Annotated in this window: 14 protein-coding genes; 10 read left to right on the top strand and 4 right to left on the bottom strand. The window is 73.0% G+C overall.

The genetic code is table 11. The features are described 5' to 3' along the window. Positions 1-7: 7 nt before the first annotated feature. Positions 8-304 (bottom strand): hypothetical protein, encoded by a 297-nt coding sequence (locus O7600_RS24935; protein WP_281590908.1) that lies wholly within the window; start codon positions 302-304, stop codon positions 8-10. Positions 305-480: 176 nt separating this feature from the next. On the opposite strand from O7600_RS24935, the gene O7600_RS24930 reads away from it, so the two are divergent. Together O7600_RS24930 and O7600_RS24925 are read left to right on the top strand one after the other, a co-directional pair. Continuing rightward, positions 481-1545: an LCP family protein gene (locus tag O7600_RS24930; RefSeq protein WP_281590907.1), complete on the top strand. Its 1065-nt coding sequence runs from the start codon at positions 481-483 to the stop codon at positions 1543-1545. A 109-nt stretch (positions 1546-1654) separates the two neighbouring features. Next, positions 1655-3100, top strand: a complete 1446-nt coding sequence (locus O7600_RS24925) for a sugar transferase (RefSeq protein WP_281590906.1) — start codon at positions 1655-1657, stop codon at positions 3098-3100. Here the strand turns inward: O7600_RS24925 and rfbD are convergent. Together rfbD and rfbB are read right to left on the bottom strand one after the other, a co-directional pair. After that, positions 3048-3956: a dTDP-4-dehydrorhamnose reductase gene (gene rfbD / locus O7600_RS24920; protein ID WP_281594261.1), complete on the bottom strand. Its 909-nt coding sequence runs from the start codon at positions 3954-3956 to the stop codon at positions 3048-3050. The two genes, O7600_RS24925 and rfbD, sit on opposite strands and share 53 nt — an antisense overlap. Further along, positions 3953-4954, bottom strand: a complete 1002-nt coding sequence (gene rfbB, locus O7600_RS24915) for a dTDP-glucose 4,6-dehydratase (RefSeq protein ID WP_281590905.1) — start codon at positions 4952-4954, stop codon at positions 3953-3955. The genes rfbD and rfbB overlap by 4 nt, the downstream gene beginning before the upstream one ends. Before the next feature lie 88 nt (positions 4955-5042). Here rfbB and rfbA point away from each other — a divergent pair, with 88 nt between their 5' ends. The 8 genes from rfbA to O7600_RS24875 all read left to right on the top strand — a co-directional run bounded on the left by rfbA (position 5043) and on the right by O7600_RS24875 (position 12973). Beyond that, positions 5043-5930, top strand: a complete 888-nt coding sequence (gene rfbA, locus O7600_RS24910) for a glucose-1-phosphate thymidylyltransferase RfbA (RefSeq protein ID WP_281590904.1) — start codon at positions 5043-5045, stop codon at positions 5928-5930. Next, entirely contained in the window at positions 5927-6583 is a 657-nt protein-coding gene (rfbC, locus tag O7600_RS24905) for a dTDP-4-dehydrorhamnose 3,5-epimerase (protein WP_281590903.1), read from the top strand. The genes rfbA and rfbC overlap by 4 nt, the downstream gene beginning before the upstream one ends. Positions 6584-6646: 63 nt before the next feature. Then, complete coding sequence (locus O7600_RS24900; protein ID WP_281590902.1) at positions 6647-7915, top strand: hypothetical protein; 1269 nt, start codon at positions 6647-6649, stop codon at positions 7913-7915. A gap of 1 nt (position 7916) precedes the next feature. Then, positions 7917-8768 carry a glycosyltransferase family 2 protein gene (locus tag O7600_RS24895; RefSeq protein WP_281590901.1) on the top strand — a complete coding sequence of 284 codons (852 nt, stop codon included), beginning with the start codon at positions 7917-7919 and terminating at the stop codon, positions 8766-8768. A gap of 11 nt (positions 8769-8779) precedes the next feature. Next, the gene (locus O7600_RS24890; RefSeq protein WP_281590900.1) at positions 8780-9838 is read left to right on the top strand and encodes a glycosyltransferase family 4 protein; all 1059 of its coding nucleotides are present in this window, start codon (positions 8780-8782) and stop codon (positions 9836-9838) included. A gap of 23 nt (positions 9839-9861) precedes the next feature. Continuing rightward, positions 9862-10776 carry a glycosyltransferase gene (locus O7600_RS24885; RefSeq protein ID WP_281590899.1) on the top strand — a complete coding sequence of 305 codons (915 nt, stop codon included), beginning with the start codon at positions 9862-9864 and terminating at the stop codon, positions 10774-10776. Positions 10777-10799: 23 nt separating this feature from the next. Continuing rightward, a complete protein-coding gene (locus O7600_RS24880) occupies positions 10800-11636 on the top strand; it encodes a glycosyltransferase family 2 protein (RefSeq protein ID WP_281590898.1) in 837 nt (278 codons plus the stop codon). 5 nt (positions 11637-11641) lie between these two features. Then, positions 11642-12973 (top strand): acyltransferase, encoded by a 1332-nt coding sequence (locus O7600_RS24875; protein WP_281590897.1) that lies wholly within the window; start codon positions 11642-11644, stop codon positions 12971-12973. On the opposite strand, the gene O7600_RS24870 is transcribed toward O7600_RS24875, so the two are convergent. Next, a complete protein-coding gene (locus tag O7600_RS24870) occupies positions 12970-14628 on the bottom strand; it encodes an O-antigen ligase family protein (protein ID WP_281590896.1) in 1659 nt (552 codons plus the stop codon). The genes O7600_RS24875 and O7600_RS24870 overlap by 4 nt on opposite strands. Positions 14629-14633 lie beyond the last annotated feature (5 nt).

Below are 14633 nucleotides of genomic sequence, written 5' to 3'. Positions count from 1 at the left end.
GCGAAAGCTAAGGCCGGTGGGCGCGGGCGACCGAGGTGATCCCGGCGAGGTCGTCGGCGAACTCCGGGCGCTGCCGCAACGCGTCCTCCAGGCGGACCCGCCACAGGCCGGCCTCGACCGGCACCCGGGCGTCACCGGCGTGGCGGACCCGCTCGCGACTCTCCGTGAGCGCCTCCCCGGCGGCGGCGCCGAACAGGGCGTCGAACTCGTGCCGGAGCCAGTCGAACAGCCGGTCGTCGTGGAACGCGCCGCCGATCACCCGGGCGGCGTCCCACGCCACCCGTGGCTGGTGGATCACCTGCATCTCGACTCCTCGGTCGACGTCTCGTTTCGGCCATCATCTATCCTTCACGGTTCAGCGACAAGGCCCGCCGGGGCGACGTCGGTCCGGTGGGGATCGCCGGGCCGGCCGGGCCGGTGGCCATCGGCCGTCCGGATGAGGGTCACCGCGGCGAAACGCGAATCAGTAGCATCCGGGGCATGTCCGATCGCCAGCCCCTCACCGGTTCCGACACCCGCCCCGCGACGTCCGACGTGGAGCCGGACGGCCCGGAGGAGAAGACGCCCCGGCGTCGCCGGGGCCGGCGGATCGCGCTGATCCTGCTGCTCGTCGTGGTGCTGCTGGGTGGGGGTGGCGCCCTGGCCGGCGGGCTCTACTACCGGTCGGTCGACAATTCGATCGAACGGGTGGACGCGTTCGAAGGCGTGCCCGAGGCGTCCCGACCGCCGGTCGCGGCGAAGGGCGCGATGAACATCATGATCCTGGGCAGCGACTCCCGCGATCCGGAGAGCACCGGCGGGTCGCGCAGTGACACGATCATCCTGGCCCACCTGCCGAAGGACCGGTCCAGCGCACAACTCATCTCGATCCCCCGGGACACCTGGACGGCGGTGCCGAAGTCCAAGGAGGGCCGGGGCGGTCGCGACGCGAAGATCAACGCCGCGTACGCCTGGGGCGGCGTGCCGCTGATGGTGCAGACCGTGGAGAAGTTCAGCGGGGTCCGGGTCGACAACGTGGCCATGGTGGACTTCGCCGCCTTCAAGGAGATCATCGACGCGCTGGGCGGCGTCGAGATCGACGTGGAGAAGGGCTTCACCACGAAGTACTCGCTGATCGGCACCCGGACGTTCAAGCAGGGCCGGCAGACCATGGACGGCGCCGCCGCGCTGGACTACGCGCGGGAGCGGCACGCCTTCCCGGACGGCGACTTCGCGCGCATCCGCCACCAGCAGCAGGTGATCAAAGCGATCCTGGACAAGGCGGCCTCCGGCGGCGTGCTGACCAACCCGGCCAAGCTCAACTCGTTCGTCCGGGCCACCTCGAACTCGGTGGCGGTCGACAAGTCACTGTCCCTGGTGGACCTGGCGATGGAGATGCGCGGCCTGCGCAGCGGCAACCTGACGTTCTTCACCTGCCCGGTGAAGGGGACGGGCCGGGTCGGCAGCGAGAGTGTGGTGTTCCCGGACCCGGTCCGGTCGAAGACGTTGTTCGAGGCGGTCCGCCGGGACTCGGTTCCGGACATCCTGGCGGTCAGCGGAAAGTAGGACGTCGATTTGCCGTGGCGGCTCTGGCGGGCGGGCGGGGCCGCTCATATCCTGCGATCGCCCCGGGTCCATCGGCAGAGGACCGGGGCGTCACGGGGGAGGATCCACCATGCCACGCCTACCGGCGTACGAGCATCCGGCCGCGCAGCCGCCGGACGTCACATCGATGACCGGCAGTATGGACACGACCACGGTGCTGCCGTACGCCGGCACCCGGGCCTCGACGCGTACCCGGCGGTTGCGGGCCTGGATGGTGACCGCGCCCATCGACGTCGCCGCGCTGCTCGCACCGCTGCTGCTGACCCAGGACTACTGGCGCGGGACGCTGTCCAACGCGGCGCTCACGGTGGGCCTGCTCGCCACCGGCGGGCTCTACCGGCCCCGTCGGCACATCAGCATCCTGGACGAGTTGCCCAGTCTCGGCGGGCGGCTGCTCGCCGCCGGCGCGGTGGTGGCCATCATCGCCGCGCTGCGGCACGACTCGGTGGTCTACCTCGGCGGGTTCATGCGCGGTCTCGCGCTCTCCGCCGGGCTGGTGGTGGTCGGCCGGGCGGTCAACTCCCGGATCGTGCTGCTCGCCCGCCGGCGCCGTTGGGTGGAGCACAACGCGATCGTCGTCGGTGGTGGCCCGATCGGCGCGGAACTCGCCCGGCTGCTCCGCCGCTATCCGCAGTACGGGCTGCGGTTCGTGGGCGCGGTGGACGCGCCGTCGCGACCGCGCCTCGGCGCGCTGCCGCTCATCGGCACCATCGACGACGTCGAGAAGCTGGTCACGATGGTGGAGTGCGAGGTCCTGGTCATCGCCGACCCGGACTGTTCCGAGTCCGACCTGATGGAGGCGCTGCTCCGACCGGCGAGTTCCCGGTGCGACCTGTGGGCGGTGCCGCGGCTGTGGGGCTCCCGGTCCCAGGGCGGCCACCCGGACCACATCGGGGCCATCCCGATCGTCAAGATCGGCGACACCACGCTGAGCGGTCCGCGGTGGTGGGTCAAGCGAGCCTCCGACGTGCTCTTCGCCCTGGTCGCGCTGGTCATGCTGAGTCCGCTGCTGCTGCTCTGCGCGATCGCCACGTTCCTCGACGGCGGCCGCGGGATCTTCTTCCGGCAGGAGCGGATCGGCCGCTACGGCCAGCCGTTCCAGGTCGTCAAGTTCCGCACCATGCGCCCCGCCGACGAGCACGAGTCGCAGACCACCTGGTCGATCGCGCACGACCGGCGGGTCGGCCCGATCGGCCGGTTCCTGCGGCGCACCTCGCTGGACGAGCTGCCCCAGCTGTGGAACATCCTGCGCGGCGAGATGAGCGTGGTGGGGCCACGGCCGGAGCGGCCCTACTTCGTGGAGAAGTTCTCCGTGGAGTACCCCACCTACGCGATGCGCCACCGGGTCCCGGTGGGGCTCACCGGCCTGGCACAGGTCAGCGGCCTGCGCGGGGACACGCCGATCTCGGACCGCGCCCGGTTCGACAACTACTACGTGGAGAACTGGTCGCTCTGGCTCGACATCAAGATCGTTCTGCGCACGGTGACGGAGGTCTTCCGGGGCGGCGGTCGCTGAGGCCGGTCAGCGCCTCGGCCAGGTCGGCGTGCCAGTCCCCCGGTGGCGGCAGCTTCGCGGCGGCCCACCGGCCGTGGGCCAGCACGCTGTAGCGGGGACGCGGCGCCGGGCGCGGGAAACGGTCGCCGGTGGTCGGGCGGATCCGGTCCGGGTCCAGGCCGCGCAGGGCGAACACCGCGCGGGCCAGCCCGTACCAGGTGGTCTCGCCGGCGGCGGTGCCGTGGTAGGTCCCCGGCGCCGCGTCGCCGGCCAGCGCCGCGTCGGCCAGCGCGACGAGCCGCTCGGCGAGCCGGTACGACCAGGTCGGCTGCCCCCGTTGGTCGTCGACCACGTCGAGGTGGTCACGCTCGGCGGCCAGCCGCAGCACCGTGGTGACGAAGTTGCGGCCCGAGGTGTTGTAGAGCCAGGCGGTGCGCACCACGTACCCGGTCTCGGGCAGCAGCCGGGCCACCGCCCGCTCGCCGGCGAGCTTGCCGCGCCCGTACGCGTTCACCGGGCCGGTCGGCGCGTCCTCCGGGTAGGGCTCGGTGGCGTCGCCGGGGAACACGTAGTCGGTGGAGACGTGCACCATCCGGGCCCCGGCCAGGGCGCAGGCCCGGGCCAGGTGGGCGACCGCCGCGCCGTTGACCGCCGTGGCCGCCGGCTCCCGGGTCTCGGCGCCGTCCACATCGGTCCACGCCGCGGCGTTGAGCACCACGTCGTGGCCGGCGACCGCCGCCCGCACCGCCCGCTCGTCGGTGACGTCGAGGTCGGCGCGGGTGGCGGCGGTGACGGTGACGTCCGGCCGGGTGCGCAGCACGGCCAGCAGGTCCTGCCCGAGCATCCCGCCCGCGCCGGTGACGAGCAGCCGGCTCACCCGCGGGTCGCCGTCTTCAGCGGCTCCCACCAGGCCCGGTTGTCCCGGTACCACCGCACCGTCTCCGCCAGGCCCCGGTCGAGGTCGATGCTCGGGGCGTACCCCAGCTCTTTGCTGATCCTGGTGATGTCCAGCGAGTAGCGGCGGTCGTGGCCCTTGCGATCGGCCACCGGCACGACCCGGTCCCAGTCGGCGCCGCACGCGGCGAGCAGCCGGGCGGTGAGGTCCCGGTTGGTCAGCTCGGTGCCGCCACCGATGTGGTAGACCTCGCCGGCCCGCCCCTTCTCCTGCACCAGCGCGACGCCCCGGCAGTGGTCGTGCACGTGCAGCCAGTCCCGGACGTTGCCGCCGTCGCCGTAGAGCGGCACGGTGCCGCCGTCGAGCAGGTTGGTGACGAAGAGCGGGACGACCTTCTCCGGGTACTGGTAGGGCCCGTAGTTGTTGGAGCAGCGGGTGACCACCACGTCCAGGCCGTGGGTGCGGTGGTAGGCCAGCGCCAGCAGGTCCGAGCCGGCCTTCGAGGCCGAGTACGGGGAGTTCGGCGCCAGCGGCCAGTCCTCGGTCCAGGAGCCGGAGTCGATCGAGCCGTAGACCTCGTCGGTGGAGACGTGCACGAAGCGCCGGGTCCCGTGCCGCAGCGCGGCGTCGAGCAGGGTCTGGGTGCCCAGCACGTTCGTGGCGACGAACGGCGCCGCCCCGGTGATGGACCGGTCCACGTGCGACTCGGCGGCGAAGTGGACGAGCACGTCGTGCCCGGGCACCACCGCGTCGACCGTCGCCGGGTCGCAGATGTCGCCCCGCACGAAGCGCAGCCGGGGGTCGTCGCGCACCGGCGCGAGGTTGGCCGGGTTGCCGGAGTAGGTGAGCTTGTCCAGCACGGTCACCCCGGCGGGCGCCAGGTCCGCCACCCCGGTCGCGTCGCCGCCGGGCACGCCCAGCAGCATCCGCACGTACTCCGACCCGATGAAGCCGGCGCCGCCGGTGACGAGGATCCTCACGGGACCGGGAGTCTACGCGAAACCGCAGCGCAGGCCGGGGCCGACGACGGGCACCCGCGCGACGCGCCGTGACCGGTACCCTCCGCGGGTGCGTGGAATCCTGCTCGCCGGCGGCACCGGCTCCCGGCTCTGGCCGATCACCCGGGCCGTGTCCAAGCAACTGATGCCGGTGTTCGACAAGCCGATGGTCTACTACCCGCTCTCCACGCTGGTGATGGCCGGGGTGCGGGACATTCTGATCGTCACGACGCCGGACGACCGGGCCCAGTTCGAGCGGCTACTCGGCGACGGCGCCCAGTGGGGACTGCGGCTGGAATACGCCGAGCAGGCCCGCCCGGAGGGCATCGCGCAGGCGTTCCTGCTCGGCGCGGACTTCATCGGCGACGAGGCGGTCGCCCTGATCCTGGGTGACAACATCTTCCACGGCGTCGGCCTCGGCCGGCAGCTCGCGCAGCACGGCGACCCGGCCGGCGCCCGCGTCTTCGCCTATCCGGTCGCCAACCCGGGCGACTACGGCGTGGTGGAGTTCGACGCGGCCGGCCGGGTGTTGTCGATCGAGGAGAAGCCGGCCCGGCCCCGGTCCCGGTACGCGGTGCCCGGCCTCTACTTCTACGACAACCGGGTGGTCGACATCGCCCGCAAGCTCACCCCCAGCGCCCGCGGCGAGTTGGAGATCACGGCGGTGAACGAGACCTACCGCGAGTGGGGCGAGCTGTCGGTGACCGTGCTGGACCGGGGCACGGCCTGGCTGGACACCGGCACGTTCACCTCGATGATGCAGGCCGCCGAGTTCGTCCGGGTGATCGAGGAGCGGCAGGGCATGAAGATCGGCTGCGTCGAGGAGGTGGTCTGGCGGTCCGGCCTGATCGACGACGACCGGCTGCGGACGCTGGCCCACCCGCTGACCCGCAGCGGATACGGCGAATACCTGCTCGGGCTGCTGGCCGAGGGGTCGACGGTGGGGAGCGGCTCGTGAAGGTCCGGCCGTTGGGCATCGAGGGCGCCTGGGAGATCACGCCCCGGCAACACGGCGACTCCCGCGGACTGTTCCTGGAGTGGTACCGGTTCGACCACCTCGCCGACGCGGTCGGGCACCCGCTGCGGCTGGCGCAGGGCAACCTCTCGGTCTCCGCGCGGGGCGTGGTGCGCGGCATCCACTTCGCCGACGTACCGCCCGGCCAGGCCAAGTACGTGACCTGCGTGCGCGGGGCCGTGCTCGACGTGATCGTGGACGTCCGGGTGGGCTCGCCGACCTTCGGCCGGTGGGAGGCGGTGCGCCTGGACGACGTCGACCGACGGGCGGTCTATCTCGGCGAGGGCCTGGGGCACGGCTTCTGCGCGCTGACCGACGACGCCACGCTGAGCTATCTCTGCTCCACCACCTACAATCCGACCGCCGAGCACGCCGTGCACCCCCTCGACCCGGAACTGGCGATCGACTGGCCGGTCGGGTCGCCCACGCTGTCGCCCCGGGACGCCGCCGCGCCGACGCTGGCCCAGGCGCGTGCGGCGGGGCTGCTGCCCGAGCACCGGACCTGTCGGGAGTTCGTGGCCGGCCTGGACGCCGGGACGGTACGAGCGTCAGGTGGAACCCGAAGGGCGATTGCAGCTGACGAGTCGTTCGGGTAGAAAATGCCAGCGACGTGGAACTCGTCGCACCCGTACCTGTGCCACACCGTTTGGGGGAGACGAGTGACAGGCGGATCGCTGGTCGATGCTGCTGAGTCTTCGTCGGACCCAAGCCCGACACCGCCGCCCGCCCGCCGCACGGGCGGCCTACTCCGGCGGCTCGTCGCTCCCGAGCGCCTCTACCTCGCCGCCCTCGGCCTGACCGGCCTGGCGGCGGTCGTCTCGGTCACGCTGCCCGCGGCGGAGCGGGGCGAACTGTCGGCGAACATGGTGAGCGCGACGCTGGGCGCGGCCGTCGGCGGGCTGTCGTTGGACACCTTTCTCATCTCCCGCCCGGCCGGGTGGGTCGTGTCCCGGGGACGGCCGTACGTCGTCGCGGTCCTCGGCGTCTCCGTGCTCCTGTCCGGTGTCGCCGCCGCGCTGCTCACCTCGGCAGCGGGAGTCGGCAGCCACCTGGTCGGCGTCGGGTCCGCCGTGGGTCTGACCGTGTTCAACACGGTCTCGTCGGTCGCCCTGCGGCAGCGCAGCTTCCGGCTCGTCTACACGATGCGCGCGGTCAGCGGGGCGGTCCTGGTCGGCGGGTACGCCGCCCTCTACGCGGCCGGGCAGTTCGACGGTGGGCTGTGGAGCCTGGTGTGGCTGGCGGTCCAGTGGCTCAGCGCCGGCGCCGTGTGCGGGCTGATGCTATGGCGGGTCACGCGGGTCGGTGCGGCGCCGGCGCCCACCGCGACGGGAGCCGACTACCGGGCCGACCTGCTCGCCGTGGGGAACCTGCATCTCGGGATCTTCGCGCAGATGATGACGCTCCGGTTCAACCAGATCCTGGTGGCCCGGTTCGTCGGGGCCGGCCCGCTCGGCGTCTACGCCCTGGCGGTCGCCGCCCTGGAGTTCGCGCAGGCCGGCGCCGTGGTGCGGGCGCAACGCATCCTCGCCGACTCCGACGGCGGGAACGGGCCGGACCCAACGCGGTCCGTGGTCCGGGCGGCGCTGCCGATCGCTCTGGCCGCGGTCGTCGGGCTCGCCGTGCTGGGCCTTTGGGCGCCCGAGTACCGGCAGGCGTGGATCCTCGGGCTGCTCCTCCTGCCGGGATCGCTGGCCACCGCGGCCGGCAAGAGCTGGAGCGCCCTGTTGTTGAAGCGGCGGGGTGAACGGGCGACCACCGTCGTCGCCGTCGTCACGTCGGCGGTCGCGATACCGGCATACCTCGGGATCATCCCGTGGGCCGGTGTGGTCGGGGCGGCGCTGGCCTCCTCGCTCGCCTACGCCGTACACGCCTTCGCGTCGAGAGCGAGCCTGCGACGAGCGCAGCCGCCGAACCCTGAAACGGTGTGAGATGGACGTCTCGATCGTGGTCCTCGCCTGGGAGGACTTCCACCGCACCCGCGCCTGCGTGCTGTCCCTGCCCGGCGCGGCCGAGATCGTCGTGGTGGACAACGGCAGTTCGGCGGAGATCCGCCGGGCGTTGAGCGAGTTCTGCGCGCAGCAGGGCGTCACCTACGTCCAGTCCGAGGAGAACCTCGGGTACGCCCGGGGGATGAACCTCGGCGTACGGCACTCCAGCCGGTCCACCGTCATCCTGTCCAACAACGACATCGTCGTGCACGGCGACGCGGTGGCCCGGCTGCTGACCGCCCTGGAGGACCCGCAGGTGGGTGCCGCCTTCCCCGCCGTGGTGACGCCGGAGGGCGTGCCGCAGACGGAGGGCGGCCGGTTCCTGACCATGGGGGTCGGCCTCGGCCACGCCACCGGGCTCAGCCTGGTGGTGCCGCGCCTGCGGATCGTCGCGTCCCCGGAGCGGGCGGACTGGCTCACCGGGCCCTTCGTCGCCCTGCGACGCAGCACGTTCGACGCCATCGGCGGCGTCGACGAGACGTCGTTCTTCTACTCCGAGGACATGCGGCTGTGCTGGGCGGTGCGCCAGCAGGGCAAGCGGCTGGCGTACGTGGCGGACGCGGTGATCATGCACGAGGACGACGCGACGGCCAAGCGCCGCTGGTCGACGGAGGAGATCTCCGAGCGGCGTACCCGCGAGTTCATCCGGGCCAGCCGGGACCTGGGTGGCCGTCGCGGTCGGGTGGCGACCACGGCGTACGTCTGCGGCATCCTGCTGCGGGCCGCGGTGGGCCGGAACTCCGTGCGTCGCGCGATCGCGCGGGGGGCCGTCGAGGGGCTGCGGGCGTCGTGAAGGTGTTGTTCGTGTGCACGACCGGTGGCTCCGGGCGACGGCAGCTCGGTGGCGCGGAACGGATCCTGACCGAACTCGTGCCGGCCCACGCCGGCACGGGCGTGAAGGTGGTCGCGGCCACCTCCGACGACGAGGTGGGCCGGTCGCTGCGCGAGGCCGGGGTGCCGTGGATCGGGCTCGGCGCGACCGGTCGGGTCGACCTCGGCTACGCGCGGGCGATCCGTCGTCTCGTCCGCGAGGTGAAGCCGGACGTGGTCTGCGCCCATCTGCTGTCGGCCGCCATGCACGCGCGGGCCGCGTTGAGCCTGGACCGCACGCCGCTCGTGGTCACCCTGCACAACAGCCTCTGGCAGTACCGGGACACCGCCGGGTCGTGGCAGCGGAGAGCCGCCGTCCAGTCGAACATCACGCTGGACCTGGCGATGCGCCGCCTCCGGCCGCACGCCACCGTCGCGGTGTCCGAGTTCGAGGCCACCGAGCTGCGTGAGCGGGGCCGCGTGCGGGACGTCCACGTGATCCCGAACCCCCTGCCGGCCAGCTGGCCCACCCCCGCGGTCGAAGCCTCGGCGTCCGACCGGCGGCCCGTGGTCGGCTACCTCGGCCGGTTGGAGCGGGAGAAGGGCGCGGACCTGCTGGCCGAGACCGCCGGGCTGCTGCCGGAGATGGACGTCCGGGTCGCCGGCGACGGCTCGCTGCCGATCGCGGCCCGGCCGAACCTCGACCTCGTCGGCCGGGTCACCGCGGCGGACTTCCTCCGCCGGATCGACTGCCTCCTGGTGCCGTCCCGGGTCGAGTCGTTCGGGCTCAGCGCGCTCGAGGCGCTGTCCCTGGGCGTACCCGTGGTGCACACCGGGGCCGGCGGCCTGGCCGAGGTCACCCGGCACGCGACGGACGGCCTGGCGTTCCGGGCCGACCCCACCCCCGCCGCACTGGCCGACGCCGTCCGCCGGGCGTTGGGCGGCGGGCTGTCCACGGCCGAGCGGCAGCGCGTGGCCGGGTGGTACGCCCGGGAGTACGCCTTCGACCGGTGCGTGACGCGCTGGCAGAGCCTGTACCGGTCGCTGACGTGACCACCGACGAGAGTGGTGTCCCGATGACCGACGAGCTGACGGTCGTCACGGTGCTCTACCGGTCCGCCGGCATGCTCGCCGAGACGCTTCCCACCTGGGTCAGCAGCGCCGACGGGCTCCCGGTGCGGTTCGTCTTCGCCGACAACTGGCCCGAGGACGGGTGCGCGAAGGTCATCGCCGACTGCCTGGATCCCGACCGGTACCTCTACCTGCCCGACTCGTCCAATCCGGGCTTCGCGGCCGGATGCAACCGGGCGGTCGCGTCCGCGACGACGGGTCACGTCCTGCTGCTGAATCCCGACGTCTGGCTGCCCGACGACGCGCTGGCCCGCATCCGGGCCGCCGTGTCGGCGGACCCCGCCACCCCCGTCGCGGTCGGTCTGGCCATGCACGGCGGCGAGTACGTGGGCATCGACCTGAACCCGGTCTCGCTGTTCATCGACAGGTCCGCGACAGCCAGGCGGGCGCCACTGGGTCCGTCGGGCGGCGCGGCGGTCTTCCCGACCGACCTGTTCCGCCGGTTCGAGGGGTTCTACGAGCATCTGTTCGCCTGGGGCGAGGACGCCGACCTCGCCCTCCGGCTCTACGCCTCGGGGGTGCCCACGCGTGCGCTGGACCTTGTCCTCCCGCACGCCGGCGGGCACAGCGTCGACGGCGACGTCCGGCTCCAGGGGTTCCGGGCCTTCCTGCTGGCCCGCAACCGGCTCCTGGTCGCGGCGCGGACCTTCACCTGGCCGCTGCTGGCAGTCGCGTTGCCCGTCCTCGCGCTGGCGCACGTCGCGTTGGCGGCCCGACGGGTCCGCCAGGGGCTGCTGCGACCGTTCCTGCGGGGCGTGGGCCACGGCCTGCGGGAGGGTCCGGCCGCCCGCCGGCAGTGGACCGGCAAGCGGTTCGGCTTCGCCGCCCTGCTCAGCTACGTGAGAGTTCGGAGAGCGTGATGACAGGACACCGGTGGAGTGTCGTGACGGTCACCTACAACTCGGCGGACACGCTGCGCCGCTGCTGGCGCGGCGACAAGCCGTACGAGTGGATCGTCGTGGACAACGCGTCGTCCGACGACTCCGCGGCGGTGGCGCAGCAGTTGGGCGCACGGGTGATCCGGCTGCCGGAGAACGTCGGCTTCGCCCGGGCCAACAACGTCGCGCTGCGCGAGGCGGCGGGCAGCCACCTGCTCTTCGCGAACCCGGATCTCGAGATCCGCCCGGACGGCCTCGACGTGCTCGCGCGGCACCTCGACGCGCACGGCGGCCTGGTGGCTCCCCAACTGCTCTCGTCGGACGGGGTTCCGCAACCCAACGGCCGCGGCTTCCCCTATGCCACGGCCAAGCTGGGCAACCGGAAGCTCTGGCCGCTGTCCCGCCTGCACGCGTCGTACCGGATGGTGGTGGCGCCGGGCGAGGTCCGCTACGTCGCCTGGCTCATGGGAGCGGCAGTGGCCGGTCGCACCGCCGACTTGGTGGCGCTGGGCGGGTGGAACGAACGCTTCTTCCTCTACTACGAGGACCACGAGCTGGGGCTGCGCGCGTGGCGGCGCGGCCTCCCGGTGGCCCTGCTCGGCGACGTGCGGTGGATTCACCACTGGGCCCGGGCGACGAACTCGTTCCGATGGTCGCCGGCGCACACCCTGGAGCTGCGCAGCGCCCGGACGTTCTTCGGCATGTTCCCCGAGTTCCTGGTCGGGCTGCCGCCGGCCGCCCGCCGGCACCGCCGCGCCGCACGCCTGATCGGATCACCGGTGCCGGCGTCGCCGGTCACGCCCGACCCGGTGCCAGCGCCGGGTCCGCCGGCGGCCGGCTGACCCGGGTGGCTGCGGTGCTTCCGCTGCTGAGGACCACCGTGCGGCGCGCGTTGGCGTCGCAGCCGATGGCGAGCGCGTACCACGGTCGGGCGAACGGCTTCGGCGCGCTCAGACTCGCGTTCGCGCTCGCCGTGGTGCTGTCGCACAGCGCCGCGCTGGGGTTCGGACGTCCGCTCGCGCACCGGGTCGACCTGGGCGCTCTCGCCGTGGCCGGCTTCTTCGTCATCTCTGGCTTCCTCGTCGTCGGCTCCGCCCGGCGCACCTCTACCCCCCGCTTCCTGTGGCACCGCGCCCTGCGGATCTGGCCCGGCCTGTGGGCCTGCCTGCTGGTCACGGGGCTGGTCGTCGCCCCCCTGCTCTGCCTCGATCGGCACGGCACGCTGGACGGGTTGTGGCGGAGCCCGGGCGGGGTGCTGGACTACCTGCGGCAGAACTGGTGGGGTGGCCTCCGCCAGTACGGCATCGCCGACCTGCTCGTCGGTGACACGCCGTACTGGCGCTGGCAGGGCGGGAACACCGTCAATGGTTCGTTGTGGACGCTCGCCTACGAGATCTGGTGCTACCTGGCGGTGGCCGTCCTGGCCGCGCTCGCCGTCCTGCGGCGGCAGCTGCGCCCGCTCCTGCTGCTCGTCGCCGTCGCCGTGTTCGGCGTCCTCTGCTGGAACTATCTCCGGCACGACGCGGGCGACCAGGGGATCTGGGCCGTCGGGGCGCTCGGTCCGCTGCCCCTGCTCGGGGCGCTGGAGAAGACCTACCTCCTCTGGTACGGCTTCATGTTCCTGGTCGGCGGGGTGGCCGAGCTGTACCGCGACCGGCTGCCGATCAACGACCTGCTCGGTGTGCTCGCGCTCGCGGTGGTCGGCTGGCTCGCCGTGCGGGGCAGCTTCGTCGGCCCGGGGCCGTACGCCGTCGACCGGGCCTTCTTCGCCCCGGCGCTGCTCGCCTACGCGTACGCCGTGCTGTGGCTCGCCGTGCGGCTGCCGGCGCCGCTGCACCGCGTCGGCCGGGTGAACGACTACTCGTACGGGGTGTACATCTACTCGTTCGTGGTGCAGCAGGTCCTGGCCACCCTCGGTGTCCAGGCCGTCGGCCTGGTCGGCTTCTTCCTGGCCAGCGCGCTGCTCAGCGGCGGACTGGCGGTGCTGTCGTGGCACCTGGTCGAGAAGCCGGCGCTGCGGCTCAAGGACTGGACACCGCGCGCGCTGCGCGAGCCGCGGACCGACGTCGAGTCGCACGGTGGTAGCCCGGCTGGGGACACGCAGGAACCGGCGCCGGCGGGGCACCGGGACGCACCGGACGGCAACCCGGATCCGGCCGCGGCGCCCACCGCCGCTTAGGGGCGGCCCGGGACCGCCCCGGTGTCCGGGGCGAGGGCCGCATCGGTCCGGACACCGGCCGCCGGGTCCGGGCGGTGGGGGTCGGGTGCCGGCCGCGCCGACAGCGACGGGTCCTCGGCGGCGCCCAGCGCCACCGCCAGGAGCAGCACGGCCACGGCGCCCAGCCACAGCCACACGTCGAAGAAGAAGATCTGGGCCGCGAAGCCCACGAGCAGGACACGGGCCGGCAGCGACCGGAGGCGCCGGTACAGCACCACCAGCAGGGCCAGCAGGCAGGCGAGCCCGATCAGCCCGAAGTTGTACCAGAACGTCAGGTAGGTGTTGTCGAAGACCTGCGCCTGACCGTCGCCGATCCCGACGTTCTCCAGATAGCGCACGTTGGCTTCCGGCCCGTTGCCGAAGACGAATGTGGACCAGTCGCGGGTGATCCCGGCCCAGACGACGGTGATACGTGTGAAACGGGCGTCCGCGCTGGCCGGATCGGAGATCCGCGACCCGGCCACGTCGACGGAGTCCTGCGGGCCGGCAGCGTCCGCACTCGACGGAGGCGCCGCCGGGCTCGACGCGGGCGCCGCCGGGCTCGACGCGGGCACCGCCGGACTCGACGCGGGCACCGCCGGACTCGACGCGGGCACCGCCGGACTCGACGGAGGCACCGCCGGGCTCGACGGGGGGACGGCCGGGCTGGGCGGGGGAACGGCCTGCGTGTTCTGGGCGGTCGACGTCGGATCGGTGCCGGCCGGCAGCAGAGCCGACGGGTTGACCGCCACGAGCGCGCAGGTGACCGCGGTGATGGCGACCGCGCTGCCGAGGCCGCGCCAGGTGACCTTCCGCCACTGGAGGAAGAGCCAGAAGCCGAGGGCGAGGATCGTGCCGACCCAGGCGCTGCGGGTGCCCGAGAGCACCAGACCGACGAGATTGGCGGCCACGGGGACGTACCAGAACCTGCCCCGGAGGGTCAGCGCGACGAGCGCCATCGCCATGGCGAAGGTGCCGTAGATGATCGGATGCCCGGAGACGCCCACCGCCCGGGTCGCGTCGAACGCCGAGGTGTACGTCCAGTCGTAGGCGAACTGGTCGAAGATCGGCCAGCTCCGGGAGACGGTCTGGTACTTGGCGAACACGGCCACGGCCACGCTGAACCAGGTGAGCGTCTCGGCGATCCGCAGGATCGGCCGCCAGTCGTGACGCGCCTCCTCGACGAGGTGCCACCCCAGCACGCCGAAACACAGCAGGGGCGCGACACCGACCGCCACCGGCTTCACCCCGTGCCAGTGGACGAGGCCCGCGAGCACCGCGCACGTCGGCAGCACGAGAACCGCAGCCAGCGCCCTCGGCGGCCACCCGTCGCGCTCGGCGCGCACCACCCGACCCCAGGCGGCGAGGACGAACAGGACCAGCAACAGGGTGTACGAAGGATTGGTCGGGTAGCCCGGGTCGATGGTCACCGGGACGGCGAAGGCGATGACGAAGACGGCCCAGGTGATCCGGACGGGCTCCAGCATCACCCAGCCGAGCAGCGCGCCGACGCCGACCCCGAGCGCGAGCTGCCACCTGCCCGTCACCAGGAGCCCGGTGGCCAGAACGACGACGCCGGCGCCGAGGTACCGCGTCCTGCGCTCGCCACCGGTGATCCTGTCCGCCCAGACCCGCACCGCAC

The organism is Micromonospora sp. WMMA1998, assembly GCF_027497375.1.
Lineage (GTDB): Bacteria > Actinomycetota > Actinomycetes > Mycobacteriales > Micromonosporaceae > Micromonospora > Micromonospora sediminicola.
This window is presented reverse-complemented; position numbering and strand designations above follow the sequence as displayed.